This window comes from Streptomyces sp. NPDC054786 (assembly GCF_053611685.1).
Genome location: NZ_JBSHAW010000022.1, coordinates 107,011 through 130,886, shown reverse-complemented (window position 1 = coordinate 130,886; position 23,876 = coordinate 107,011). Strand labels below are relative to the sequence as shown.

26 protein-coding genes and 1 pseudogene are annotated in these 23,876 nt (G+C 71.6%); 14 read left to right on the top strand and 13 right to left on the bottom strand.

Annotated elements, in window-relative coordinates; genetic code table 11:
* Positions 1 to 31: 31 nt before the first annotated feature.
* Genes ACWGI6_RS20035 through sbnA form a run of 5 tightly spaced genes read right to left on the bottom strand, consistent with a single transcriptional unit; the run spans position 32 to position 7,976 of the window.
* A complete protein-coding gene (locus tag ACWGI6_RS20035; RefSeq protein ID WP_453268743.1) occupies positions 32 to 4,966 on the bottom strand; it encodes an amino acid adenylation domain-containing protein in 4,935 nt (1,644 codons plus the stop codon).
* A 13-nt stretch (positions 4,967 to 4,979) separates the two neighbouring features.
* Positions 4,980 to 5,717: a thioesterase II family protein gene (locus tag ACWGI6_RS20030; protein ID WP_453268742.1), complete on the bottom strand. Its 738-nt coding sequence runs from the start codon at positions 5,715 to 5,717 to the stop codon at positions 4,980 to 4,982.
* On the bottom strand, positions 5,714 to 5,923 hold the full coding sequence (locus tag ACWGI6_RS20025; protein WP_453268741.1) for an MbtH family protein: 210 nt from the start codon (positions 5,921 to 5,923) through the stop codon (positions 5,714 to 5,716). The genes ACWGI6_RS20030 and ACWGI6_RS20025 overlap by 4 nt, the downstream gene beginning before the upstream one ends.
* A gap of 3 nt (positions 5,924 to 5,926) precedes the next feature.
* Positions 5,927 to 6,922 carry a 2,3-diaminopropionate biosynthesis protein SbnB gene (gene sbnB / locus ACWGI6_RS20020; RefSeq protein WP_453268765.1) on the bottom strand — a complete coding sequence of 332 codons (996 nt, stop codon included), beginning with the start codon at positions 6,920 to 6,922 and terminating at the stop codon, positions 5,927 to 5,929.
* A gap of 37 nt (positions 6,923 to 6,959) precedes the next feature.
* The gene (gene sbnA / locus ACWGI6_RS20015; protein WP_453268740.1) at positions 6,960 to 7,976 is read right to left on the bottom strand and encodes a 2,3-diaminopropionate biosynthesis protein SbnA; all 1,017 of its coding nucleotides are present in this window, start codon (positions 7,974 to 7,976) and stop codon (positions 6,960 to 6,962) included.
* A 298-nt stretch (positions 7,977 to 8,274) separates the two neighbouring features.
* Here sbnA and ACWGI6_RS20010 point away from each other — a divergent pair, with 298 nt between their 5' ends.
* Both ACWGI6_RS20010 and ACWGI6_RS20005 read left to right on the top strand, forming a co-directional pair.
* The gene (locus tag ACWGI6_RS20010) at positions 8,275 to 8,712 is read left to right on the top strand and encodes a VOC family protein (RefSeq protein WP_453268739.1); all 438 of its coding nucleotides are present in this window, start codon (positions 8,275 to 8,277) and stop codon (positions 8,710 to 8,712) included.
* A gap of 370 nt (positions 8,713 to 9,082) precedes the next feature.
* On the top strand, positions 9,083 to 9,298 hold the full coding sequence (locus ACWGI6_RS20005; RefSeq protein WP_453268738.1) for a DUF6243 family protein: 216 nt from the start codon (positions 9,083 to 9,085) through the stop codon (positions 9,296 to 9,298).
* Positions 9,299 to 9,412: 114 nt separating this feature from the next.
* Here the strand turns inward: ACWGI6_RS20005 and ACWGI6_RS20000 are convergent, their stop codons facing one another.
* Positions 9,413 to 9,613, bottom strand: a complete 201-nt coding sequence (locus tag ACWGI6_RS20000; RefSeq protein WP_453268766.1) for a hypothetical protein — start codon at positions 9,611 to 9,613, stop codon at positions 9,413 to 9,415.
* Positions 9,614 to 9,748: 135 nt separating this feature from the next.
* On the opposite strand from ACWGI6_RS20000, the gene ACWGI6_RS19995 reads away from it, so the two are divergent.
* The 8 genes from ACWGI6_RS19995 to ACWGI6_RS19960 all read left to right on the top strand — a co-directional run bounded on the left by ACWGI6_RS19995 (position 9,749) and on the right by ACWGI6_RS19960 (position 15,598).
* Positions 9,749 to 9,976, top strand: coding sequence for an integrase (locus ACWGI6_RS19995; RefSeq protein ID WP_453268764.1), 228 nt, complete (start codon positions 9,749 to 9,751; stop codon positions 9,974 to 9,976).
* 46 nt (positions 9,977 to 10,022) lie between these two features.
* On the top strand, positions 10,023 to 10,847 hold the full coding sequence (locus ACWGI6_RS19990) for a HipA family kinase (RefSeq protein WP_453268737.1): 825 nt from the start codon (positions 10,023 to 10,025) through the stop codon (positions 10,845 to 10,847).
* On the top strand, positions 10,844 to 11,239 hold the full coding sequence (locus ACWGI6_RS19985) for a DUF3037 domain-containing protein (protein WP_453268736.1): 396 nt from the start codon (positions 10,844 to 10,846) through the stop codon (positions 11,237 to 11,239). Before ACWGI6_RS19990 ends, ACWGI6_RS19985 begins: the two co-directional genes overlap by 4 nt.
* Positions 11,240 to 11,490: 251 nt before the next feature.
* Complete coding sequence (fabG, locus tag ACWGI6_RS19980; protein ID WP_453268735.1) at positions 11,491 to 12,252, top strand: 3-oxoacyl-ACP reductase FabG; 762 nt, start codon at positions 11,491 to 11,493, stop codon at positions 12,250 to 12,252.
* 29 nt (positions 12,253 to 12,281) lie between these two features.
* Positions 12,282 to 13,052 carry an SDR family oxidoreductase gene (locus ACWGI6_RS19975; RefSeq protein WP_453268734.1) on the top strand — a complete coding sequence of 257 codons (771 nt, stop codon included), beginning with the start codon at positions 12,282 to 12,284 and terminating at the stop codon, positions 13,050 to 13,052.
* A 122-nt stretch (positions 13,053 to 13,174) separates the two neighbouring features.
* A complete protein-coding gene (locus ACWGI6_RS19970) occupies positions 13,175 to 14,140 on the top strand; it encodes an aldo/keto reductase (RefSeq protein ID WP_453268733.1) in 966 nt (321 codons plus the stop codon).
* 123 nt (positions 14,141 to 14,263) lie between these two features.
* A complete protein-coding gene (locus ACWGI6_RS19965) occupies positions 14,264 to 14,932 on the top strand; it encodes a uracil-DNA glycosylase (RefSeq protein WP_453268763.1) in 669 nt (222 codons plus the stop codon).
* Between the two features lie 138 nt (positions 14,933 to 15,070).
* Positions 15,071 to 15,598: a hypothetical protein gene (locus ACWGI6_RS19960; RefSeq protein WP_453268762.1), complete on the top strand. Its 528-nt coding sequence runs from the start codon at positions 15,071 to 15,073 to the stop codon at positions 15,596 to 15,598.
* 18 nt (positions 15,599 to 15,616) lie between these two features.
* Here ACWGI6_RS19960 and ACWGI6_RS19955 read toward each other — a convergent pair whose 3' ends face one another.
* Positions 15,617 to 15,742: a hypothetical protein gene (locus tag ACWGI6_RS19955; protein WP_453268732.1), complete on the bottom strand. Its 126-nt coding sequence runs from the start codon at positions 15,740 to 15,742 to the stop codon at positions 15,617 to 15,619.
* A gap of 29 nt (positions 15,743 to 15,771) precedes the next feature.
* Between ACWGI6_RS19955 and ACWGI6_RS19950 the strand changes: the two are divergent.
* Positions 15,772 to 16,116 (top strand): annotated as a pseudogene (locus tag ACWGI6_RS19950) (hypothetical protein); the annotation flags it as partial.
* The gene (locus tag ACWGI6_RS19945) at positions 16,113 to 17,021 is read left to right on the top strand and encodes a Gfo/Idh/MocA family protein (RefSeq protein ID WP_453268731.1); all 909 of its coding nucleotides are present in this window, start codon (positions 16,113 to 16,115) and stop codon (positions 17,019 to 17,021) included. The pseudogene ACWGI6_RS19950 and the gene ACWGI6_RS19945, both read left to right, overlap by 4 nt.
* Here ACWGI6_RS19945 and lnt read toward each other — a convergent pair.
* The 3 genes from lnt to ACWGI6_RS19930 form a co-directional block, all read right to left on the bottom strand.
* Positions 16,990 to 18,600 (bottom strand): apolipoprotein N-acyltransferase, encoded by a 1,611-nt coding sequence (lnt, locus tag ACWGI6_RS19940; protein WP_453268730.1) that lies wholly within the window; start codon positions 18,598 to 18,600, stop codon positions 16,990 to 16,992. The genes ACWGI6_RS19945 and lnt overlap by 32 nt on opposite strands.
* Positions 18,601 to 18,718: 118 nt before the next feature.
* Positions 18,719 to 19,201 (bottom strand): nuclear transport factor 2 family protein, encoded by a 483-nt coding sequence (locus tag ACWGI6_RS19935; protein ID WP_453268729.1) that lies wholly within the window; start codon positions 19,199 to 19,201, stop codon positions 18,719 to 18,721.
* 61 nt (positions 19,202 to 19,262) lie between these two features.
* A complete protein-coding gene (locus tag ACWGI6_RS19930) occupies positions 19,263 to 21,206 on the bottom strand; it encodes an ABC transporter ATP-binding protein (RefSeq protein ID WP_453268728.1) in 1,944 nt (647 codons plus the stop codon).
* Positions 21,207 to 21,386: 180 nt separating this feature from the next.
* Here ACWGI6_RS19930 and ACWGI6_RS19925 point away from each other — a divergent pair, with 180 nt between their 5' ends.
* A complete protein-coding gene (locus ACWGI6_RS19925; RefSeq protein ID WP_453268727.1) occupies positions 21,387 to 21,641 on the top strand; it encodes a hypothetical protein in 255 nt (84 codons plus the stop codon).
* A gap of 5 nt (positions 21,642 to 21,646) precedes the next feature.
* Here ACWGI6_RS19925 and ACWGI6_RS19920 read toward each other — a convergent pair whose 3' ends face one another.
* Positions 21,647 to 21,958, bottom strand: a complete 312-nt coding sequence (locus ACWGI6_RS19920; protein ID WP_453268726.1) for a hypothetical protein — start codon at positions 21,956 to 21,958, stop codon at positions 21,647 to 21,649.
* Positions 21,959 to 22,466: 508 nt separating this feature from the next.
* On the opposite strand from ACWGI6_RS19920, the gene ACWGI6_RS19915 reads away from it, so the two are divergent.
* Positions 22,467 to 22,883: an STAS domain-containing protein gene (locus tag ACWGI6_RS19915; RefSeq protein ID WP_453268725.1), complete on the top strand. Its 417-nt coding sequence runs from the start codon at positions 22,467 to 22,469 to the stop codon at positions 22,881 to 22,883.
* 204 nt (positions 22,884 to 23,087) lie between these two features.
* Here ACWGI6_RS19915 and ACWGI6_RS19910 read toward each other — a convergent pair whose 3' ends face one another.
* Positions 23,088 to 23,576 (bottom strand): glutathione peroxidase, encoded by a 489-nt coding sequence (locus ACWGI6_RS19910; RefSeq protein ID WP_453268724.1) that lies wholly within the window; start codon positions 23,574 to 23,576, stop codon positions 23,088 to 23,090.
* A complete protein-coding gene (locus ACWGI6_RS19905; RefSeq protein ID WP_393908914.1) occupies positions 23,536 to 23,847 on the bottom strand; it encodes a hypothetical protein in 312 nt (103 codons plus the stop codon). Before ACWGI6_RS19905 ends, ACWGI6_RS19910 begins: the two co-directional genes overlap by 41 nt.
* Positions 23,848 to 23,876 lie beyond the last annotated feature (29 nt).

Below are 23,876 nucleotides of genomic sequence, written 5' to 3'. Positions count from 1 at the left end.
ACCAGGTCGACGCTTGTGCCGTTGGTGCTGCTCATCGCTGTGTGTCCGCCTCCAGGGCCTCGGCGAGGCCCGCGACGGTGGGGTTTCGGAAGACCAGGACCGGCGGGACCCGGCGCCCGAGTCGCTCGCCGAGCCGGCCCGCGACCGTGGTGATGGTCAACGAGGTGCCGCCGACGTCGAAGAAGTCGTCCTGTGGCCCGAAGTCTTCCTCGACGCCCAGGCACTCCCGCCACACTTCGGCGACGAGCAGCTGCTGCTTGGTGACGGCCCGGCGGGTGGCGGGAGCCGGGGCGGGCACCGGGCGTGGGTCGGGCAGTGCGTCCCGGTCGACCTTGCCGTTCGGGGTGAGGGGGAGCTCGTCGATCACGGTGTAGCTCTGCGGCAGCATGTACGGCGGCAGTTGCTCCGCCAGGTGGGCGCGCAGTTCCGCCGGGTCCGGGGCGGGGCGGTCGGGGTGCTCGGGGATCAGGTAGGCCGACAGCTGGTCCACGCCGGTGCGGGTGCGGCGCACGGCCACCACGCAGTCGGCGAGGGTGGGGTGGCTCTGGAGTGCGGACTCGATCTCGCCGAGCTCGATGCGGAAGCCGCGCACCTTGACCTGGTGGTCGTTGCGGCCCAGGAAGACCAGATTTCCGTCGGGCAGCAGCCGGACCACGTCGCCCGTGGCGTACATACGGGCGCCGGGCTCCGCGGCGTACGGGTCGGGCAGGTACGCCCCGGCCGTGCGGGCCGGCCTGCCGAGATAGCCACGGCCGACCGCGCTGCCGCCGACGTACAGCTCGCCGCGACAGCCCGGGGCGACCGGGCGCAGCTGCGGGTCCAGCACGTAGAGGTGCGCGTTGTCGGTCGCCCGGCCGAACGGGACGCTCGGGCGATGGCTGTGCCGGTCGAGCAGCTCCTCGGTGATCGGGCAGAACGCCGAGGTGACGGTCGCTTCGGTGGGCCCGTACTCGTTGAAGACCTGGCATCCCGGCGCGGTGGAGGACAGGATGCGGCGGGCCACATCGTGCGGCACGGCCTCGGCGCCGGTGAACACCAGGCGTACGGAGGCGAGTCGCGGAGCGGGATCCGTACCGGACTCCAGCAGGATCCGCATCTGCGAGGGCGTCGCGTTGAGCGTGGTGATGCCGCGCTCGGCGACCTCTCGCAGGAACTCCTCGGGGTCGTAGGCGGCGGTGGGGCTCGCCAGGTGCAGTTCGGCGCCGGACACCAGGCACTGGAAGATCTCCCAGACCGAGTTGTCGAACGCCACCGAGTGGTTGAGCAGGGCCCGGTCCCGCCCGGTGAGCCGGCCCAGCCGCTGGTTCCACTCCAGGAACCCGGTGATGTTGGCGTGGGTGATCGCGACGCCCTTGGGGTTGCCGGTCGAGCCGGACGTGTAGATCACGTAGGCGAGGTGGTGCGGTTGTGCCTCCTCGGCCGGCCCGGGGTCCGCCCCGGGTTCCTGGTCCACCGTCACGAGCCGCACACCGTCGCCGAACAGGGCCGAGGTGGGGTGCCCCGGGTCCGCGACGACCAGGCGTACGCCCGAGTCGGCCAGCAGGTACTGCAGCCGGTCCGTCGGGTAGCCGGGGTCGAGCGGGACGTAGGCGCCGCCCGCCTTCAGCACGCCCAGCAGGGCGACCACCAGCTCCACCGAGCGTTCCAGGCAGACGCCGACCAGGCTTTCGGGGCGCACGCCCCCGGCTCGCAGCTCCCGGGACAGGGCCGAGGCCCGCGCGTCGGTCTCGGCGAACGTCAGCGACCGGCCGTCGCCCACGACGCAGATCGCGTCCGGGGTGGTCCGCACCTGGCGGTCCCACAGGCGGACCAGGGTGGTCGGCTCGGGCAGCGGCTCGGTCCGGTCGCCGAGGGAGAGGGCGCGCAGCTCATCGGCCGAGACGATCTCCAGCTCGGACAGCTGGGCCGTGGCGCCGGACACCATCTGCTCGATCACCCGCAGGAAGTGCCGGCCGAGGTCCCGGACGAAGTCCGCGTCGAACAGGTCGGTGGCGTACTCGACGGAGATGCTGAGGTCACCGGTCCCGGCGGCGTGGTCCGTCACGTCGAGGGCGAGGTCGAAGCGGGCGGTGCCGAGCCGTCCCTCCAGCTCCTTGCGGTCGTACAGCTCGGTGAGGTGACCGGCCCCCGGCTCCTCGTGCAGGGCGAACAGCACCTGGAAGAGCGGGTTGCGGCTCAGGTCGCGCTCCGGGCTCAGCTCCGCCACCAGCTTCTCGAAGGGCAGCTCCTGGTGCGCGTACGCCTGCCGCGCGACCTCGCGGACCCGGCCCAGCAGCTCGCGCCAGGTCGGGTCGCCGGACAGGTCGGTGCGCAGGACGATGGTGTTCACGAAGTAGCCGACCACATCGTCCAGTTCGGGGCGCGGCCGGCCGCCCGCCAGGGTGCCGACGGCGACATCGCTCTCGTCGGCGTACCGGCCGAGCAGCACCTGCAACGGGGCCAGCAGGCCCATGAACAGGGTGATGCCCTCGGCCCGGCACAGCGCGCGCAGCCGGTGTGCCAAGTCGGCAGGGACGCACAGCAGTTCGCGGCGGCCGCGGTGGCTCGCGACGGCCGGCCGGGGTCGGCTGGTCGGCAGCTCCAGGGCGGGCACGCCGGACAGCCGGGTGCGCCAGTGGTCGAGCAGCCGCGCCAGCTCGGCGCCGGTGAGTCGCTCGCGCTGCCAGGCCGCGTAGTCGGCGTACGTCACGGGCAGCGGCGCCGGGGCGGGGCGGCGGCCGGCGGCGAGCTCCGTGTAGAGCTCGCCCAGTTCCCGCACCAACAGGTCCACCGATGCGCCGTCACACGCTATGTGATGAATCGTCAGCAACGTGATGTCACGGCTCGGGGTGCGCAGCACGTCCGCGCGCAGCAGCGGTGGGCGGTCGAGGGCGAAGGGGGCACGGATGCGCTCGGTCATCAGCGCGTCCAGGTCCTCCTCGGCGACCTCGGTGCAGCGCAGCGACACCGGTCCCGGCTCGCGCAGTTCGGGGCGGACCCGGCCGTCGACGGCGGCGAGGGCCGTGCGCAGCACCGGGTGCCGGTGCAGCAGCGCGGACAGGCAGTCCTCCAGCAGCGTCAGGTCGACGCGCCCGCCGGGCAGGCCCAGGGCGACCGGCAGGTGGTAGGCGGGCACTGCGCCGTTCAGCTGCTCGAAGAACCAGATCCGCTCCTGGCCGAAGGAGAGTTCGGCGGTCGCGGCCGCGGGGATCGGCTCGTCGTCCGAGGGCGCCACGCCGTCCAGGGCGGCGGCGAGCGTGGCGGGTGTCGGATGGGCGAAGACCGACTGGGCGTCGACCGGCACGCCGAGTTCCGCACGCAGCCGGGCCACGACCCGTACCGCGGTGAGCGACTGGCCGCCCAGGCCGAAGAAGTCGTCGTACGGGGACACCTCGTCGAGCCCGAGCACCTCGGCCCACACGCGGCGCACCGCCGCGGTGTGCGGCGGCAGCGGGGCGTCGTCGGGCATCGGCCCGCTCGCCCGGACCGGGCCGTGCGGGATCCGCCGCACGGCGCCGCGGTCGGCCTTGCCCGCGGGGGTGCGGGGCAGGGCGTCGAGCACTGCGTAGCCCTGCGCCACCATATGGGCGGGCAGCCGCTGCGCGAGGTGGTCACGGACCTGGCGGGGCAGGTCCTCGGATACGTCCCGCGCGTCGTGCGCGGGCACGAGGTACGCCACCAACTGGTCGCCGCCGGCTGCCTCGCGGTCCACGACCACCACCGCGTCCGTGACGAGGGGGTGGCTGCGCACACAGGCCTCGATCTCACCGAGCTCGATGCGGAAGCCGCGCACCTTGACCTGGTGGTCGTTGCGTCCCAGCACCTCCAGCAGGCCGTCGGCGGACCACCGGGCGAGGTCGCCGGTCCGGTACAGGCGCCCGGAGTCGTCCCCGAACGGGTCGGGCACGAACCGGTCGGCGGTCAGCGCGGGCCGGTTGAGGTAGCCGCGCGCCACGCCCGCGCCGCCGATCCACAGCTCGCCGGTGACTCCTGGGCCGGCCTCCCGCCCACCCTCGTCGACGACGTGCAGCCGGGTGTTGGACAGGGCCGTGCCGACCGTGACCCGGTCGGCCACGGCGTCGATGCGGGCGGCGGTGGCCCACACCGTCGCCTCGGTCGGCCCGTACAGGTTCCACAGGGTGCCGCCGGTGGCGAGCAGGTCGCGGGCCAGCTGCGGATCGAGCGGCTCACCGCCCGACAGCAGTACCCGGCCGTGCCCGTCCGTCCAGCCGGACGCCAGCAGCATCCGCCAGGTGGTCGGCGTCGCCTGGACGACGCTCACCCCCGCCTCCGCGATGGTGGCGGCCAGCAGCTCGGGGTCGGTGTTGGCGGCGCGCGGGGCCATCACCACCGTCGCTCCCCGGGTCAGCGGCAGGAACAGTTCCAGTATCGAGATGTCGAACGACAGTGGGGTCAGCGCGAGGACCCGGTCGTCCGCCCCGAGGCCGGGGCGTTCGGCCACACTCCGCAGGAACGAGGCGATCGCCGCGTGGTCGACGGCCACGCCCTTGGGCAGGCCGGTCGAACCGGAGGTGTAGAGGACGTAAGCCAGGTGGTGCGGGTGTACCACCGGGGCCACATGTGCGGCAGGTTCCGCGGGGAGGTCCTCGACCAGCAGGACGTCGGCCACGCCGGACGCCAGGGCCTGCCCGCGGTGATCCGCGTCGCACAGCCACAGCCCGGCCCTCGAGTCGGTGGTCATGTGCCGCAGCCGGTCGGTCGGGTAGCTCGGGTCGAGGGGCAGGTACGCGGCGCCCGACTTCAGGATGCCGAGCAGGGCCACGACCATCTCGACCGAGCGGCCGAGACAGACGCCGACCAGGTCCTCCGGTCCGATGCCGCGTGCCTGCAGCTCGGCGGCGAGTGCCGTGGCCCGGCGGTCCACGTCGGCGTAGGTGGCGCGGTGTGCTCCCGCGACGACGGCGACCGCGTCGGGTGTCGCGGCTGCCTGCTGCTCCCACAGTGCGACCAGGGTGGTCGGCGCCATGAACGATCCTTTCTCAGCCCCGTGCGGGGAAGGTGCGCGTGATCGTCTCTGCCAGCTGTCGTTCCGCGCCGCGCACATACAGGTGGGGGGCACCCGGGAACAGGTGCAGTTCGAAGTCGGCCGAGGTGTGCTTGCGCCAGTCGGCGAGCTCCGTCCCGTCGACGCTGTCGTCGTCCGCGCCGGCCAGGACGGTCAGGGGACAGGGCAGGGGTGCCTCGGCCCGGGGCGTGTACGTCTCGCACAGCGTCAGGTCCGCGCGCAGCAGCGGCAGCAGCAGCTCCTGCAACTCGGCAGCCACACCGTCGAATTCGGCTGTGGCGAGCAGCTTGTCGTCCGGCAGCGTGTGCCGCGGGTCGCGGTCCGGCAGGCCGGGGGCGCGCATGCCCGACAGGAAAAGGCGGTCGGGTAGGCGGGTGCCGAGTGCACGTAGCCGCCGGGCCGCTTCGAAGGCGATCAGGGAGCCCATGCTGTGCCCGAAGAAGGCGTACGGCAGGTCCGTGTGGTCCGCGATGAGCGGCGCGAGCGCGGCCACGGCCTCGTCCAGGGACGTCAGGGCCGGTTCGGCGAACCGGGTCTCCCGGCCGGGCAACCGGACCGTACAGACTTCGACGGTGTCCGGCAGGTACGCCGCCAGCCGGTAGGCGGAGGCGCCGGCTCCGGCGTGCGGAAAGACGAACAGGCGCCGCTGCGCGGTGAGTTCACGGCTGCCGAGCCCGCGCAGCCAGGCCGCTGCGAGGTCAGCGGCCGTCATCGTGACGCTCGCACGGAGCGCGGGGTCAGGTCGGTCCACACCTGATCGATGTGGTCCAGGCACTCCTGGCGGGTGCCCTGCCGGCCGGTGGCGGTCCAGCCGGCGGGCAGGGCACGTTCGGCGAACCAGACCGAGTACTGCTCCTCGTGGTTCACCACGACGACGTACCGGTCCTCGGCGGGGCGCGGGGCGGGTGAGGCGCTCATGCGTCAGACCCCCACCCCGGTGAAGAAGTCGCTCTCGCGGCGGCCCCGGCCCGCGGCGACGACCCGGTCGTGCACCCACTTGCCGACGGCGAGGTCGAGTACGCCGAGTCCGAACGGCGAGAAGATCGCCGGGCGTCCGTGGTCCCGGCGCAGCCGCTCGCGCAGCAGGTCGCCGAGGGTGCCGTCGACGAAGTCCCGGTTGCCGGTGCGCTGTTCGGTCAGGTGCAGCGAGGTGCGCTCGCGTACGGCGTGGTCGACGTCGTCGGTGAAGTTCTGGGCGGCGAGGATCATCTCGGGGGCGAGGTCGCGCAGGGACAGGTGCAGGACCACCGGGTTGTGGGCCAGCAGCCGGGGGTCGTGCAGGTGCGGTTCGCCGGCCACGGTGGTCAGCACCACCAGGTCGCAGTCGGTGAACGCGTCCTCCACCGTGTCGGCGACCACGATCTCGGCCTCGGTGTGCTCGGCCATGACGACGCCGAAGCGGCTCGCCGCCGCCGGGTCGAGGTCGAAGAGCCGGAAGCCGTCGATCTCCCAGTCGAGATCACGCAGGAACCGCCATACGTGCTGGGCGATCAGACCCGTGCCCACGATGCCGACTCGGCGGGCACGGCGCGCGCCGAGCAGCGTCTGCGCGCCGAGCACCGCGGAGGCCGCGGTCCGCGTCGCCGAGACGATCGAGGACTCCATGCAGGCGAACGGGTAGCCGGTGACACAGTCGTTGAGGATCAGCGTGGCCGAGGCGCGGGGGATTCCGTGCTGCGTGTTGTCCGGAAAACTGGCGATCCACTTGTTGCCGGCGACCTCGAACTCGCCGCCCAGGTAGGCGGGCAGGGAGATGATGCGCGACCGGTTCTGGTGCGGGAAGCGCAGGAACGAGCTGTGCGGGTTCGAGCTCTGTCCGGCGTCGTGCGCGAGGTAGGCGGCACGGACGACCTCGATGAGCTCCGGACGGTGACGGTCCGTCTCGGCGGCGATGTCGCCCGCGCCGATCACGGTCATGGGCGGTGGGGCCAGGGTGGACACGGGTGGTTCTCCTTCAGCTGACGGACAGAGCTTCGACGCCGGCGGGCTGTACCTCTTCCGCGCGCAGCTGCTGGACCCACGTGGGGTCGTAGACGGTCTGGGCGTAGGCATGGCCGCGGTCGGCGGCGATGAAGGCGACCCGGGGACGGTGTGCGCCGGGACGGTGCCGAGCGAAGTAGTCCTGGACGGCCGCAAAGGTGCTGCCGGTCGAACCTCCGGCGTACAAGCCGTACTTGGCGACCAGGGCGCCGCAGGCCTCGACGGCGCGCACTTCGGAGACGATCTCGACCTGGTCGATCAGCGCCTGACCGCACAGCGGCGGCACGATGCTGGAGCCGATGCCGGGGATCCGCCGCTTCTTCGGCGAGCCACCGAAGATCACCGAGCCTTCGGTGTCAACAGCGACGACCACGCAGCCCGGGTACGTTTCCTTCACCCGGTGGGAGAGCCCGGCGATCGTGCCGCCCGTGCCCACGCCGACGAAGAGGTAGTCGAGCGGACCGGCCTGCGCGATCAACTCGTGTGCGGTGAAGCGGTAATGCGCGTCGCGGGCATCCGGATTGGCGTACTGGTTGGGCCAATAGGCCGAGTCGAGTTCGACCAGCAGTTCCTGCACCCGTGACAGCCGGGTCTTCAGGTAGCTGCCCGCCGCATCACGGACGGCAACCTTCTCCACCCGCCCGCACAGCAGCCGGAGTTGGGCCTCGGTGGCCTCGTTGCAGTTCGGATCGATGACCGGGACGAACGAAATGCCGAGCATTCGGCAGTAGAAAGCCAGGGCCAGCGCGAAATTGCCGGAGGACGACTCGACCACCGTGGTGTCGTGCGCTATCTCCCCGCGACCGATTGCCTGTTCCAAAATCCACAGTGCCGAACGGTCTTTGGTACTTCCGGCGGGATTGCAGAATTCCAGCTTGGCGACGATGTCGCACCGCTCGTCCGCCAGGGGAATCAGCGGGGTTCCCGTGAGACCCCTGCGGATTTGCTTTGTCCGTTCGATCAGCAATTGATCAGCACGCCTGTGGAGCATGCGCCGAGTGTGGCACGGGGTCGATCGAGGTGGCTCAATCGCGACTCAAGTGCGGTGCGACAAAAGCCTGTCGGGGATAAGAGAGGGGCTGTTCAACCGTTCAACCGTCCACTACGGACGGTTGGACTGCCTTTCGGCATCAGTCGGCGGAGCTGGGCAGACAGCCGCGCCGCACCGTCTGCACGCCTGCCTGGAAGCGGCTTCTTGCTTCGAGGACGGTGAGTAACTGGGCCTCCTGGTACACGGCTGCGTCCTTGCCGGCAGTACCTGATCCGCCCAGCTCGGTAGCATGCCACGCATGGCCATCAAACTTGAGAACGTCGGCATCGCTGTTCGCGACCTCGAAGCAACGATCTCCTTTTTCACCGACCTCGGCCTCACGGTCGTCGGCCGTGACACGGTCAGTGGTGAGTGGACCGACACCGCCGTCGGCCTTGATGGCAATCACGCCAACATTGCGATGCTCCAGACGCCAGACGGTCACGGTCGCCTTGAGCTCTTCGAGTACATCCACCCCGAAGCGATCGAGTCGAAGCCCACTCTTCCCAACGAGATTGGCATGCATCGCGTCGCCTTCTCGGTCGACGACATCGATGAAGCCCTTGAGGTAGCCGCAAAGCACGGTTGCCGTCCGCTTCGCGGTGTGGCGACCTATGAGGACGTCTACAAGCTCACGTACCTCCGCGGTCCCAGCGGCATCCTTGTGATGCTCGCCGAGGAGCTGAAGAAGAACTGACGGCCGATCGGGTCAATCAGCCTCGCGCCTACACGAGGCGAGCCTCCGTGACGGAAGCCCCGGGCCATACACGATCCCGGCAAGGTCCTCCTGGACGTCGCCCTGGCGGTCGCGCTCGGCGGTGACTGCCTCGCGGATGTCGCGATGGAAACGGCTGACCCCGGGCGCTCGCCGGAGGCCGGGCCGACGCCGGGGCGGCGAAAAGTTGGTGTGCGGGGCCGACGGAACCGGGTAATCTCCTTGTCATGTTCTTCCAGACGCCGATTTACGAGTGAGAGCGTGACGGGCCCCTGCTGACGTCCTTTGACGTCGCCGCCCGCCCCCCACCGATGAATCCGTAGATCACTCCACATCATTACCGGGAGAACCCGTGACCGTGAGCAAGAACATCAACAACCCCGTGGGCATGGGCGGCGGCCAGCGCAAGAAGCTGTCCCGCGCCGAACGGCAGAACAACGGCCCGCACCGCAACCTCGACCGCCAGGGTGCAGCCGACCAGAAGGCGGAGCTGGTGCGCAAGATGCGCGAGAAGACAGGCGCAGCTGAGGGCACCGGGCAGGCGGGCGACGACGCCGCACAGAGCTGACGCACTGCCGCCGCAGGGCGGCACCGCACGGGGCAGGGCCCGGACCGCGACGCGCGGTCCGGGCTCTGCTGCCGTACCGGGCTCTGCTGCTGTACCGGGCGCGGCCGGTCCCGCTCAGCTCTCGGCCGACCACCGGGGCGGCCGCAGATTCAGCAGCCCCGTGACCGCCACCACCCCGAGCTGCACCGGCAGCGTCACCACCAGCGCGTTCCCCGTGCGCAGCCCGGGCGACACCGCAGCCAGGTGCGGGCGTGGTCGGTTGCTGATCAGAGTCGCGCCGATACCGATCCGGGCCCCAGGGCTGTAACCGTGCACTTCAACTCCGGTTACGGGACGACCCTTAGCCAAGGCCGACATCATCCCGCCGCGCCCCAGGGGGCGAAGCAGTGGCGGTGGCAGGCGGCGCCAAAGGATGGTTTTCACGTGCTGCGGCACACCTGTGCCTCGATCATGCTGGAGGCAGGGGAGCCCGTGGTGACTTCGGCGCGGTGGCTCGGTCACTCCTCGCCGACTGTCACGCTCGGTTACTATGCCCACTTTATGCCGGAGGCAGGGAGTAAGGGGCGCACGGCCATCGACGGGCTGCTCGGAGGGGACGGGGGAGCGGCGTGTCAGTCGAAACTCCCCAGATTCTCCCCAGGGTTGGTCGCCACGGTTCCCTGGGTTGCACCTGAATGAGGTTGGCTGTGGATCGTAAGGTAAGAGAGTCCTGGAGCCTTGGATAATGCTTAATGAAGTCGTGGCGACCCGCTATGTCACGCCCTTGCGTGAGGGTGGATCGCTCCCGGGGATCGTCGAGGCCGACGACCTCGGTACCTACATCATGAAATTCACCGGTGCCGGGCAGGGGCGGAAGACGCTCGTTGCCGAGGTCATCTGCGGAGAACTGGGTCGGCGGCTCGGGCTGCGGGTGCCGGATCTGGTGCAGATGCAGCTCGATCCCGTCATCGGGCTGGGCGAGCCGGACCAGGAGGTCCAGGAGCTGCTCAAGGCCAGCGGTGGGCTCAATCTGGGCATGGACTACCTCCCCGGATCGCTGGGCTTCGATCCGCTCGCCTTCGAGGTGAGTGCCCGCGAGGCGGGCCGTGTGGTGTGGTTCGACGCGCTGATCAACAACGTCGACCGTTCCTGGCGCAATCCCAATCTGCTGGTCTGGCACGGCGAACTGTGGCTGATCGACCATGGCGCGGCGATGATCTGGCACCACAACTGGCCGAGTGCGGAGAAGGCTTCGGTCCGGCCGTACAACGCTTCCGACCATGTGCTGGCCACCTTCGGGCCGGATATCGCGGCGGCGGCCGAGGAGTTCGCGCCACGGGTCACCGAGGAGCTGCTGACCGGGATCGCGGCCGATGTGCCGGACGAATGGCTGGCCGACGAGCCCGGCTTCGACTCCCCGGACGCGCTGCGCCAGGCGTATGTCAGCACCCTGCTGGCCCGCGCCCGGACGATCAGCGATCAGATCACTCTTGGGGAGCCCACCGAGGACAAGCCCTCGCAGGCGCCGGAATGGCTGGCCGCCAGGCTGGTACGGAGGGCAGTGAAATGACCGGTCTGCACAACGGGCGCGATGTTTTCGAGTACGCCCTGCTGAAGGTCGTACCCCGGGTCGAGCGCGGCGAGATGATCAATGCCGGTGTGGTCGTGTACTGCCACGCCCGGCGCTTCGTCGAGGCCAGGACCTATCTGGACGAGAGCCGGCTGCTGGCCCTGGATCCCACGACCGACGTGGCCGGCGTGCGGGCCGCGCTCGGTGCCGTCGAGGGCATCTGCCAGGGCGGCGAGCGGGCCGGACAGGCGGCGGGGGAGGACGCGGGACGCCGTTTCCGCTGGCTGATGGCGCCGCGCAGCACCATCGTCCAGCCGGGACCGGTGCATATCGGCCTGACCGTCGACCCCGCCGCCGAGGCCGAACGGCTGCTGGAGTTGCTGGTGCGCTGAGGTTCCGCGGGAGCGCCGTTCGGAGCGTCCGGTCCGCCTGGGGGCGGTCCGGGCGCTCTGTGGTGGGACGCGATCACGCCGGGCTCCGGCCCGCCTCGCCGGTGAGGTGGGCAACGGCGCAGTGGTGGGACGTTGACAGCGCGTTGCCGGGCTTCTAGCGTCAGCCCTGCTCAGGCTACTAAGCGGTTGCTCACCCACGGGATCGGTGCGGCGGACCGCTTGTCGAGGTTTCGAGGGTGAGGAGAACCCGCATGTCCACCACCGAGCAGCGCGTTGCCATCGTGACGGGCGCGGCCCGCGGTATCGGCGCGGCCACCGCCGTCCGCCTGGCCGCCGAGGGCCGTGCCGTCGCCGTACTCGACCTCGACGAGGCGGCCTGCAAGGACACCGTCGAGAAGATCACCAAGGCCGGGGGCAAGGCCATCGCGGTCGGCTGTGACGTCTCCGACGCCGAGCAGGTCGACGCGGCGGTCGCACGCGTCGCGTCCGAGCTCGGTGCGCCGACGGTCCTCGTCAACAACGCCGGTGTGCTCCGCGACAACCTCCTGTTCAAGATGAGCGAGCTCGACTGGGACACGGTCATGAACGTGCATCTGCGCGGTGCGTTCCTGGTGTCCCGCGCCTGCCAGAAGCACATGGTGGACGCCAAGTTCGGCCGGATCGTGAACCTCTCCTCCAGCTCGGCGCTCGGCAACCGCGGCCAGGTCAACTACTCGGCGGCCAAGGCCGGTCTGCAGGGTTTCACCAAGACCCTCGCCATCGAGCTCGGCAAGTTCGGCGTCACCGCCAATGCCGTCGCCCCCGGCTTCATCGTCACTGACATGACCGCCTCCACCGCCGAGCGCGTCGGCATGGGCTTCGAGGAGTTCCAGGCCGCGGCCGCCACCCAGATCCCGGTGCAGCGCGTCGGCCGCCCCGAGGACATCGCCAACGCCATCGCGTTCTTCACCGGTGAGGCGGCCGGCTTCGTTTCCGGCCAGGTCATGTACGTCGCCGGCGGCCCGCTCAACTGACCGCCCCACCGACTCCAGGAGTAAAGAACATGACCGAGCAGGACAGCGGGCTCCCCGAGCTCACCGGCAAGGTGGCGCTGATCACCGGCGGCAGCCGCGGCATCGGCTACGGCATCGCCGAGGCACTGGTGGCCCGCGGCGACCGGGTCGTCATCACCGGCCGCAACGAGGACTCGCTCAAGGAGGCCGCCGAGAAGCTGGGCGCCGACCGGGTGATCGGCGTCGCCGGCAAGGCGCATGACGAGGCCCACCAGGCCGTCACCGTCGAGCGCGCGATGGAGACCTTCGGCCGCATCGACTACCTCGTCAACAACGCCGGAACGAACCCGGTGTTCGGCCCCATCGCCGACCTCGACCTGGGTGTCGCGCGCAAGGTGTTCGAGACCAATGTCGTCTCGGCACTGGGCTTTGCGCAGCGCACCTGGCACGCCTGGCAGAAGGACAACGGCGGCGCGATCGTCAACATCGCCTCGATCGCCGGCCTCAACGCCTCGCCCTTCGTCGGTGCGTACGGGATCAGCAAGGCTGCCATGGTGAACCTGACGCTGCAGCTGGCCCACGAGTTCGCGCCCGGTGTGCGGGTCAACTCCATCGCACCCGCGGTGGTCAAGACCAAGTTCGCGGCGGCGCTGTACGAGAACCGCGAGGAGGAGGCGGCGGCCGGCTACCCGATGGCGCGGCTCGGCGTCCCGGAGGACATCGGCGGGCCCGCGGCCTTCCTGCTGTCCGACGCCGCGGACTGGATCACGGGCCAGACGCTCGTCGTGGACGGCGGGCTGTTCCTCAACGCCGGGGTCTGACGGCGCCGGGCGGGGCCCCAGGGCCTTGCCTTGGTGTGCGCTCCAAGAGGCAGAGTCCGTGGTGCCGGTCCTCCCCAGGGCCGGCACCACGCGCGTCAGCGGACCTGCCAGGGAGACATGCCATGCACTACCGCACGCTCGGCGGTGATCAAGGGCCCCGCATCAGCGCCGTCTGCCTCGGGACGCTGCCCTTCGGCACCACCGTCGACGCACCGACCTCGTTCGCCGTACTGGACCGCTTCGCCGAAGCCGGCGGCACCTTCGTCGACACCGCGAACCACTACGCCTGCTGGGTCCCCGGCGCGAGCGGCGACGAGAGCGAGCTGCTGGTCGGCCGCTGGCTGCGCAGCCGGGGCGCGGCCGGCCGCACGGTCCTGGCCACCAAGGTGGGCGCCCGCCCGGACCCGGCGCGGGGCGCCGTGTGGCCCGCCAATGCCGAAGGCCTGGGCGCCGGGGCCGTACGCGCCGGGATCGAGGGCAGCCTGCGCCGCCTGGGCACCGACCGGGTGGATCTCTACTACGCGCACCTCGACGACCGCGCCGTCCGGCTGGACGACACCGTCGAGGCGCTGGCCGGCCTCGTACGGGACGGCACCGTGGGCACCCTCGGGGCCAGCAATTACCGGACCTGGCGGCTCGCCGGGGCCCGGCAGACCGCTGCCGGGCGCGGACTGCCCGGCTTCCGCGCCGTACAACAGCGGCACACCTATCTGCGGCCACGCCGCGGCCTGCCCCAGGACCTACAGGTGGAGACCGACGAGGAGCTCCTCGACTACGCGGCGGCGCACCCCGATCTGACGCCGGTCGGCTATGGGACGCTGATGGCAGGTGCCTACTCCCGTGCGGACCGGCCGCTGCCGGAGCGCTACGACCATCCCGGCTCGGTGGCGCGGCTGCGGGTGCTGGCGGAGGTCGCGGCGGAGTGCGGGGCCACCGTGAACCAGGTGGTGCTCGCCTGGCTGATGGGCGGGCCGGTGCCGGTCGTGCCGGTGCTCGGTGTGAGTTCCGTGGCGCAGCTGGACGAAAGCCTGGCGGCGCTCGACCTGCGGCTGGACCCCGTCCAGCGGGCCCGGCTCGACACCGCCTGAGGCGGGCCGGCCGCCGGGTCAGGGCCGGGCCCTCGGCCCGCGGACGGCGTTGTCAGTGGTCGCCGGTAGGTTCTGTGAGTGAGAACGCAACGCACACCGGAGGTTGTTGACGTGGTGACCGACATGCTGCCCGAGTCCTGGCGCGGGGTCCTCGGTGAGGAGTTGGAGAAGCCCTATTTCAAGGAGCTCACCGACTTCGTCGAGCAGGAGCGGGCCGACGGGCCGGTCTATCCGCCCCGCGAGCAGGTCTTCGCGGCGCTGGAGGCGACGCCTTACGACCAGGTGAAGGTGCTCGTCCTGGGCCAGGACCCGTACCACGGTGCCGGCCAGGGCCACGGCCTGTGCTTCTCCGTGCAGCCCGGCGTCAAGACACCGCCGTCGCTGCGGAACATCTACAAGGAGATGAAGGAGGAGCTGGGCCACCCGATTCCGGACAACGGCTATCTGATGCCCTGGGCCCAGCAGGGTGTGCTGCTGCTGAACGCCGTCCTCACGGTCCGCGAGGCCGAGGCCAATTCGCACAAGGGCAAGGGATGGGAGAAGGTCACCGACGCGGTGATCCGTGCCGTGGCCTCCCGGCCCGACCCGGCGGTCTTCGTGCTGTGGGGGAATTACGCCAAGAAGAAGCTGCCGCTGATCGACGAGGAGCGGCATGCGGTGGTGCAGGGCGCGCACCCCTCCCCGCTGTCGGCGAAGAAGTTCTTCGGCTCCCACCCCTTCACCCAGATCAACGCGGCGGTCGCCGCACAGGGCCATGCCCCGATCGACTGGCGCATCCCTGACCTGGGCTGAGCCGGCGGGCCCGCTCGGCTGACCGGCGGAGCGCCCCCACCACCCGGTGCGTCGCGCACACCGCGCGCAGGTCCCGTCCGGCGGTTAGCGTCGAGGGAGCGGCAGTGGCCGTGGTGAGCGAAAACGGAGTGCGCGGTGGTGGACAAGCGGCGGGAGGCGACGTCCGAGGACGGGGTGCTGACCCGGATCGGCCAGGCGATCATGTTGCATCGCGCCGGCGACCGGGAAGAGGCACGCAACCGTCTCTCGGCGCTGTGGCACGAGATCGGGCCGCAGGGAGACGCCTTCCACCGCTGCACTCTCGCCCACTACATGGCCGACACCCAGGACGACCCCAGGGATGAACTCGACTGGGACCTCAGGGCCCTGGAGGCGGCCGAGGGCTTCGTCACCGAACGGCCCGGGAACACCGCCGCGCCGAAGGTCGCCGACGGCCCCGGCCCCCGCCACCCCCTCGTCGCCCTCCGGGCGTTCTTTCCCTCGCTGCATCTCAATATCGCGGCCGACTACGCCGCCCTGGACCGCCCCGCCGATGCGCGGGCCCAGCTGCGGCGCGCACGGGTCTCGGTCAACGCCCTGGCCGACGGCGAATACCGCCAGGGGCTCCGGGACGCCATCGACCGGCTGCAGCTGCGGATCGACGGCGTCGCGGGCCACACCCCATAGGCCGGCACGCGGCCGAGGTCAGCCCCGCAGCATCCCGTCGAGCAGCTCCGTGCAGGACGTGCGCAGCGCATCGCGGTCGGGGACGGCCGCACGGAACCGTCCCGCGGTACAGGAGAACAGCACCCCGTCGCACCACGCGACCATGCTGAGCGCATGCGGGCCTCCACGGGGCGCACGAGACCTGGGGTCCCGGCAGTCCGTGGGGCACCGTGCCGCTGCCCGGCGGGCGGATCTACGCCTACGCCACCTCGGCCGTGCCACCGGGCGGCCGGGCCGCCGATGACGAACGGGCCGAACTGCTGCGCCGCTTCGGCAGCTGGCACCACCGGCTCACCACCTGGCGCTCCCGGCCGGCCTGCGCGCTGCGCGCCGCCCTGATGGCCGTCACCGCCCGCCTCGCACCGGATCTGGTGCTGCGGCCCTTGGACGGGATCGCCGGCTGGCGGCCGCCGACCGGCACGTATGCTTCCGGCACGCGAGACACCAGGGCCGCGGCACAACCCAAGGAGCACGAGTGAAGGTCGGCTGCATCGGACTCGGCGACATCGCCCAGAAGGCGTATCTCCCCGTACTGGGCACACAACCCGGACTCGAACTGCATCTGCACACCCGCACCCCGGCCACCCTCGAACGCGTCGGCGCCACCCACCGGCTGACCGGGGCACAGCTTCACACGGACCTGGACTCGCTGCTCGCCACCGGCCTGGACGCCGCGTTCGTGCACGCCGCCACCGCCGCCCACCCCGAGATCGTGACCCGGCTGATCGAGGCCGGCGTACCGACCTATGTCGACAAGCCGCTCTCCTACGAACTCGCCACGTCCCAGCGCATCGTCGAGCTCGCCGAGGACCGGGGAGTGGGCCTCACGGTCGGCTTCAACCGCCGCTACGCGCCCGCCTATACCCAGTGCCGTGAGCACGCCCGCCATCTGATCCTGATGCAGAAGAACCGCATCGGACTGCCCGAGGACCCGCGCACGCTCGTGCTGGACGACTTCATCCACATCGTGGACACCCTGCGGTTCCTCGCCCCCGGCGAGATCGACCACATCGATGTGCGCGCCAGGATCCGTGACGGGCTGATGCAGCATGTGGTGCTGCAGCTCTCCGGCGACGGCTTCACCGCCCTCGGCACCATGAACCGCCTGAGCGGCTCCACGGAGGAGATCCTCGACGTCTCCGGTCAGGACACCAAGCGCCAGGTCGTCAACCTCGCCGAGGTCATCGACCACAAGGGGCAGCCGAGCATCCGGCGCCGCGGCGACTGGGTGCCGGTCGCCCGGCAGCGCGGCATCGAGCAGATCGTCCTGGCGTTCCTGGACGACGTACGGGCCGGCCGGCAGCCGTCCGCCGAGGACGCACTGCGCACCCATGAACTGTGCGAACGGGTCGTCACCGACGCGCTCGCGCAGGCCGCCCGCTGACCGCCCGCAGCCCCGCGTACCCGCCGGCGAGTGCCAGCGCGGCCATCGCCCCGTACACCGCCCGGTCACCGAACCGGGTGTACGGGCTGGTGCCCTCGGTCAGCGGCAGGTCGTAGACGGCCGCCGCGCTGCGGTCGGTGCCGAGCCGCTCGCCGATCTGCTCACCCCGTGGGCCGTACACCGCACTGATACCGGTGAGCGTGGCATGCACCATCGGCCGCCAGGTCTCCGCGGCGCGCAGCGCGGCCAGCGACGCATGCTGCGCCGGCGCCCAGCTGTCCTGGAAGGTCGAGGTCGAGGACTGGGCGACCAGCACCCGCGCACCGTCGCGCGCCAGATGGCGGCTCATGTCGGGGAAGGCGGTCTCGAAGCACACCAGCGGCCCGATGCGCAGTCCGCCCGCGGCGGCGACCGGCATCACCACCTGGCCGGTGCCGCGCACCCGGTCGCTCGTGGCCGCCTTGCCCACCCGCGTCGCCCAGCCCAGCACGGACCGGAACGGTATGTATTCGCCGAAGGGCACCAGCCGCATCTTGGCGTAGCGGTCCCCGGTCGGTCCGTCCGGCCCGATCAGCACCGCGCTCTTGGAGATGCCCGGCTGATCGGCGTGCGCGGAGTCGGCGTTGACCAGCAGTTCGGCGCCGGTCTGCCGGGAGAGGGCGGCGAGGCGGGCGGCGAGTGCCGGGTGGTCCGCCGGATCCTTGTAGAGGCTGCTCTCGCCCCAGACGATCAGGCGCACCCCACGGCCCGCCAGCGACCGGGTGAGGACCTCGCTGCGGGCCAGGCGTGCTGAGGGGGTGCCGGTCGGGCCCGGCTGGACGACGGCGACCCGCACCGTGCCCGTGGTGCGGGGGAGTGGCGCCCAGAACCAGGCCGCGGTGCCCGCCAAGGCGCACACCAGCAGCCCGGCGACGGCGGGCAGCCGTGCCGCCGGGCGGGTGATCAGCTCGGCCACCGCGGTGTTCACCGCCACAATCAGCAGGCTCAGCAGCCACACCCCGCCGACCGATGCCAGCCGCAGCGCGGGCGGCAGCTGCCACTGGCTGGCCCCGAGCAGCCCCCAGGGGCCGCCCAAGTACTCCCAGGAACGGACCAGTTCGACCATCAGCCAGCCCGACGGCACCAGCACCAGCGCGGCGGCGTACCGCCCGCCCGTCGCCCGCCACCGCCCCTCGCCGGCGTCCTCCCCGGGCTTCGTCCGGGGGGACCCCTCTCGCACCGCCGTGCTCGCCCTGGGCGTGCCCCCCAGCAGCGCACGCACCAGCACCCCCCAGGGCGCCCACAGCGCACCGAGCAGCAGGGCGAGCACGAGGATGAAGACATGCAGGTTCGGCAGCAGCCACTGGTGGACGGCCAGGATGAAGCCGGTGCCGCCCAGCCAGCCGTCCAGCGCCGCCCGCCGGCAGGTCGGCGCGGACCGCACCAGCAGCAGCCACGGCACCAGGGCGACGTACGCCAGCCACCACCACGACGGCGCGGGAAAGGTGAGGGCCGGCACCGCGCCGGCGAGCACGGCGGCCACGCCCCGTGCCCAGGGGGAGCCGAGCCACTGCGCCCGACGGCCGGGCGGTCTGTCCATGCGGCCTCCCTGATGCCGGTTTCGGCCGGTCGGAGGGCCAGTGTGCGTGGCTGGGCCGATCAAGGAAAGGGGGGTCGCCGCAACAGCCGAACCGGGCGGCGACGGGCGGCGGGGGCGGTCACTCACCGGCGGACCGCACCTCGCGCCACTTCTCGTGCACGACGACCCCGGTCAGCCGCCAGCCGTCGGCGGTGCGCCGGGCGGCGAACTCATAGCGCCCGGCGCAGGTGTAGTTGGGGGCGGTCGGGCCGCCCTCGGCATCGGTCTCGGTGCCGGCGAGCCGCATCGGGTTGAGGTAGTCGGCCTGGACCGTGGCCGTGTCGCCGGGGGCGCCGTCGTGGCGGGCCAGGGTGATACGGCGGTTGACGATCAGATGCTGCCGTATGGCGAAGTGCCGCAGCGTCCCGGCGAGCCAGGCCGCGATCTCCTCCGTGCCGCCCTCGATGCCGCCGGCCGAGCGGTAGTCGGCCCGGCCGTCCGGGGTGAACAGGTCCCGGTAGCCGGGCCAGTCGCCGTCGTCCACGGCGATGGCGTACCCGGTGATCAGATCGTCGAGGGCCAGGCGGTCCATGACAGTGGAGTGTTCCGCGCGCTGCGTCATCGCATCAGTTTTCGGCATCCGGAAGGCCCCCGCCAAGAGGCAGGGGCCTTCCGGCGCGGCGTCAGTTCACCAGCGCCGACTCCGGCACGGTATCCGGGCCGGCACCCGTGCTCCGGGCCTCCTGCGCGGCTTCCCGCCGCTCCTCCGAGTCGGTGAACTGCGTCCGGTACAGCTCCGCGTAGCGCCCGTCGGCGGCCAGCAGCGTCTCATGCGTCCCGCGCTCCGCGATCTGTCCGCCCTCGACGACCAGGATCAGATCAGCGGCCCTCACGGTCGACAGCCGGTGGGCGATGACCAGTGCGGTACGGCCGTCCAGCGCCTCGGTGAGCGCCTCCTGCACCGCCGCCTCGGACGTGTTGTCCAGATGGGCGGTGGCCTCGTCCAGGATCACCACCCGGGGGTGGGCGAGCAGCAGCCGGGCGATGGTCAGCCGCTGCCGTTCGCCGCCCGAGAGGCGGTAGCCCCGCTCGCCGACGACGGTGTCCAGACCGTCGGGGAGCCCGGCGATCAGGTCTTCCAGACGCGCCCGGCGCAGCGCGTCCCACAGCTCCTCCTCGGTCGCCTCCGGCTTGGCCAGCAGCAGGTTCTCGCGGATCGAGTCATGGAAGAGGTGTCCGTCCTGGGTGACCATCCCCAGGACGTCGCGCAGCGAGGCGGCGGTCAGATCGCGGACATCCACCCCGGACAGTCGGACCGCACCGGCGTCGGTGTCGTACAGCCGCGGCAACAGCTGGGCCACGGTCGACTTGCCGGCGCCCGAGGAGCCGACCAGGGCGACCATCTGGCCCGGTTCGGCACGGAAGGAGATGCCGTGCAGGACCTCTTCGCCGCCCCGGGTGTCGAGGGTGGCCACCTCCTCCAGGGAGGCCAGCGAGACCTTGTCGGCGGACGGGTAGCCGAAGCGGACGGAGTCGAACTCCACGGACACCGGGCCCTCGGGGACGGCACGGGCATCCGGCTTCTCGGTGATCAACGGCTTGAGGTCGAGCACCTCGAAGACCCGCTCGAAACTGACCAGCGCGCTCATCACCTCGATGTGGGCGCCCGACAGCGCGGTCAGCGGGGCGTAGAGCCGGGTGAGGAGCAGGGCCAGCGAGACGATCGCGCCGGGCTCCAGCTGTCCGCGCAGGGCGAGGAACCCGCCCAGGCCGTAGACGACGGCCAGCGCCAGGGCGGAGACCAGGGTGAGGGCGGTGACGAAGTACGTCTGGACCATGGCTGAGCGGACCCCGATGTCGCGCACCCGGCGGGCCCGGGCGGCGAATTCGGCGGACTCCCGCACCGGGCGGCCCATCAGCTTGACGAGGGTGGCGCCCGGCGCGGAGAACCGCTCGGTCATCTGGGTGCCCATCGCCGCGTTGTGGTCGGCGCCCTCCCGGCGCAGATCCGCCAGCCGCCGGCCGACCCGGCGGGCGGGCAGCACGAACACCGGCAGCAGTACCAGTGCGATCAGGGTGATCTGCCAGGACAGACTGAGCATCACCACGAGGGTGAGCAGCAGCGTCACGATATTGCTGACGACCCCGGACAGGGTGTCGCTGAAGGCCCGCTGGGCGCCGATCACATCGTTGTTGAGCCGGCTGACCAGCGCTCCGGTGCGGGTGCGGGTGAAGAAGGCGATGGGCATCCGCTGGACGTGGTCGTACACGGTCGTCCGCAGATCCAGGATCAGCCCCTCACCGATGCTCGCCGACAGCCAGCGGGTCAGCAGCCCCAGCCCCGCCTCGGCGACCGCGATCACGGCGATCAGCCCGGACAGTTCGATGACGATGGACGCCGAGTCGCCGCCCACGATCGCGTCCACCACCCGGCCGGCGAGCAGCGGGGTGGCCACCGCCAGCATCGCGGTCACCGTGCTCAGCACGAGGAACCACACCAGGTGGCGGCGGTGCGGGCGGGCAAATGCCGTGATGCGGCGCAGGGTGCCGCGGGAGAAGCGGCGCCTGCCCTGCTGAGCGGTCATGCTGCTGTGCAGCGCATGCCAGGCGGTGACTTCCATGTCCATCGTGGCCTCCTGTGTGCCGGGGTCGTCACGGGATCGCCGTGCGTGCCCGGCGACATACAAGGAACGTAGGACCTCAACCAATGTTGAGGTCAAGTGATTCCGGCGCGATCACCCGCCCGGGCGTGCGGTGCACGGTCCGCACCACCCGTCGCGCGACGACGACCGGGCGGCGCACAGGGCATGGCTGTGGCGAGGAGGGGGCGCACCGATCTCCCGCCGTACGGCCGTATCGTCGGCACCCTGGCGGACATCGAAGCCAACGCGGCCCGGGCGGGCGGACGTTACCCGAGCGGCCCGGGACCCGCACTGGAGGCCGTGTTGCGCGCCGACGGCGGCGTGGCGTGTCCGGCGGTCCGGGATCTGCCGTTCGTCCGACCGGTGACCGGTGACCGGCCCGGCCCGGCCGGTGACCGCGCCCTACGGCCCGGGTCGTAAGGCGCTCAGGCTCCGGGCCCGCCGTGGAGCGGACGCTCCCAGGTCACGGGCCGGTCAGCGCTGTCCGGGCAGGTCACGGTCAGCCGTATCACCGGCCGACGCCCGGGGAGCGGGACGGTGAGGTCCACGGCGATCTCCACGCGGGTCGGCTGCGGCTGTGCCGACGCCGAGGCGGTCACTGCCGCCAGCGCCTCGCCGAGTGCGGCCAGCAGCTCACGGGCGCTGATGTCGTCGACCCGGGTATCGACCGGGCCGGTGAACTGGACCGACGGGCGGGTGCCGAGCGCCGCGGTGGCCGTGCCGGCCTTCCGCAGCACGCGGGTGCGCAGCCCGGCCGGCGCCTCGGGCGGTCCGGACAGTCCAATTCGCCCGAAAGGGTGTTATTGGGGCGCCCCCCTGGGTTGGGTCCGACCGAGGTATCCGGGAGGCGGTCGGCGGGCCGGTTGCTCCAGGGCACCCCGGCGCGCCGCAGCGGCCGACTCGCCGACGACGACATCGAGGCCGTGGTCTGCTGTGCGCCGGCCCGCCGGGGAGCAAGCCCGTGGCTACCTATCTCGGCCACGCGCGCAAGGGGCGACTTTGAGACAACCTGAAGCTCTGGCGTGCGCCGGGACTTTGAGGGCGCGGGCTGCGGGTAAGCCGTAGGCAACTACGGGTACAGCAGCAGAAACACAGGGGCACAGACGACACACCACGGCACTACCGACGACCCGGAAACGGGCCGACCCGCCCGGATCGCGCCGGGCGCCCCCCACACCTTCCGAACATCTCCGCCGCAGACGCGTGGCCGTATCCCGCGCCTCGGCACGAAAGTGGGCCGGGTCGATGGATGAAGGTCAGTACTACCCGAGACTCGTGGGGCCCAGCCGCGCGGCGGGCGGCACGACCGTACTGGAACTCCGCGGTGAGCTGGACATTCTCGCCGTGTCGGTGCTGTCCGACCGGCTGGACGAAATCACCGGCACCCAGGGCACCGACCTCGTGGTCGACGTGCGGGCGGTCACGTTCATCGACTGCGCCGGACTGTCCCTGCTCAGCCGCGCCCGCTACCGGACGCGGCAGCGGGGCGGCCGGCTGCGGCTGACCGGTGTCTCCGGCGGCGGGAGCGTCGCGCGACTGCTGCGGATGACCGGGCTGACCGGCACCTTCGAGATCGTGTCCGACGAGACCGGCGGCGACGACGCGGACGGCGCCGCCGGATCGGCCGGGGTCACGGACACCGCCGGCACCGCCGTCGCCTGACCGGCGCTCCCGCGCCGTCGCCTGACCGGCGCTCCCGCGCCGTCTGCCGCGCGCCTCTCGCGCCGTCTGCCGCGCGCCTCTCGCGCCGTCTGCCGCGCGCCTCTCGCGCCGTCTGCCGCGCGCCTCTCGCGCCGTCTGCCGCGCGCCTCGCAGGCGCCGCACGACTGCACCCCGCCCACCGGCCCGGCGGCAGGGCGCCGGGGCTCAGGCCGGCAGGGCCGCCTCGATGGCGGTGACCAGCTCCTCGGCCTCCGGCTCGGTGCGCGGCCGGAAGCGGCCCGCGACCTGGCCCTGGGGATCGATCAGGAACTTCTCGAAGTTCCACTGGACGTCACCGGACGCCCCTTCGGCGTCCTCGGTGCCGGTCAGTGCCGCATACAGCGGGTGCCGGTCCTCGCCGTTGACGTCTGCCTTCTCGAACAGCGGGAAGCTCACGCCGTACGTCGCCGAGCAGAAGGTGGCGATCTCCTCGGCGGTGCCGGGCTCCTGGCCCGCGAACTGGTTGCTGGGGAAGCCCAGCACACTGAAGCCACGGTCCGCGAAGCGCTGCTGAAGCCGCTCCAGACCCGAATACTGCGGGGTCAGCCCGCATTTGGACGCCACATTCACCACCAGCAGGGCCTTGCCCCGGTAGTCGGCGAGTGAAGCGGGCTCACCGGTCAGGGTGCGCAGTGGGATGTCGTACAGGCTCACGGTCATGCTCCTCGTCACGGGTCCGCGGATACGGACGGCCATCATCCGTCCCAACAGCGGTACCCGCCCTGATCTTCCCCGGATCGTCGACCGGCCAGGACACCACCGGCCGGATCTCCCCCGAGCGCCACTCCTTGAGCAGCTGGTCGAAGATCGGTGTCTCCTCCTCGGCCGGGCGGCGCGCCTGCGGGGCGGGAGGCGGCAGCGCCGGCGGCTGGTGGGGGAGGGAGATGCGCTGAAAGGGGTGCGAGGCGGGCTTCTTGGCGTCCATGCCCGGACTCAACCGGAAATCGGTCCCCG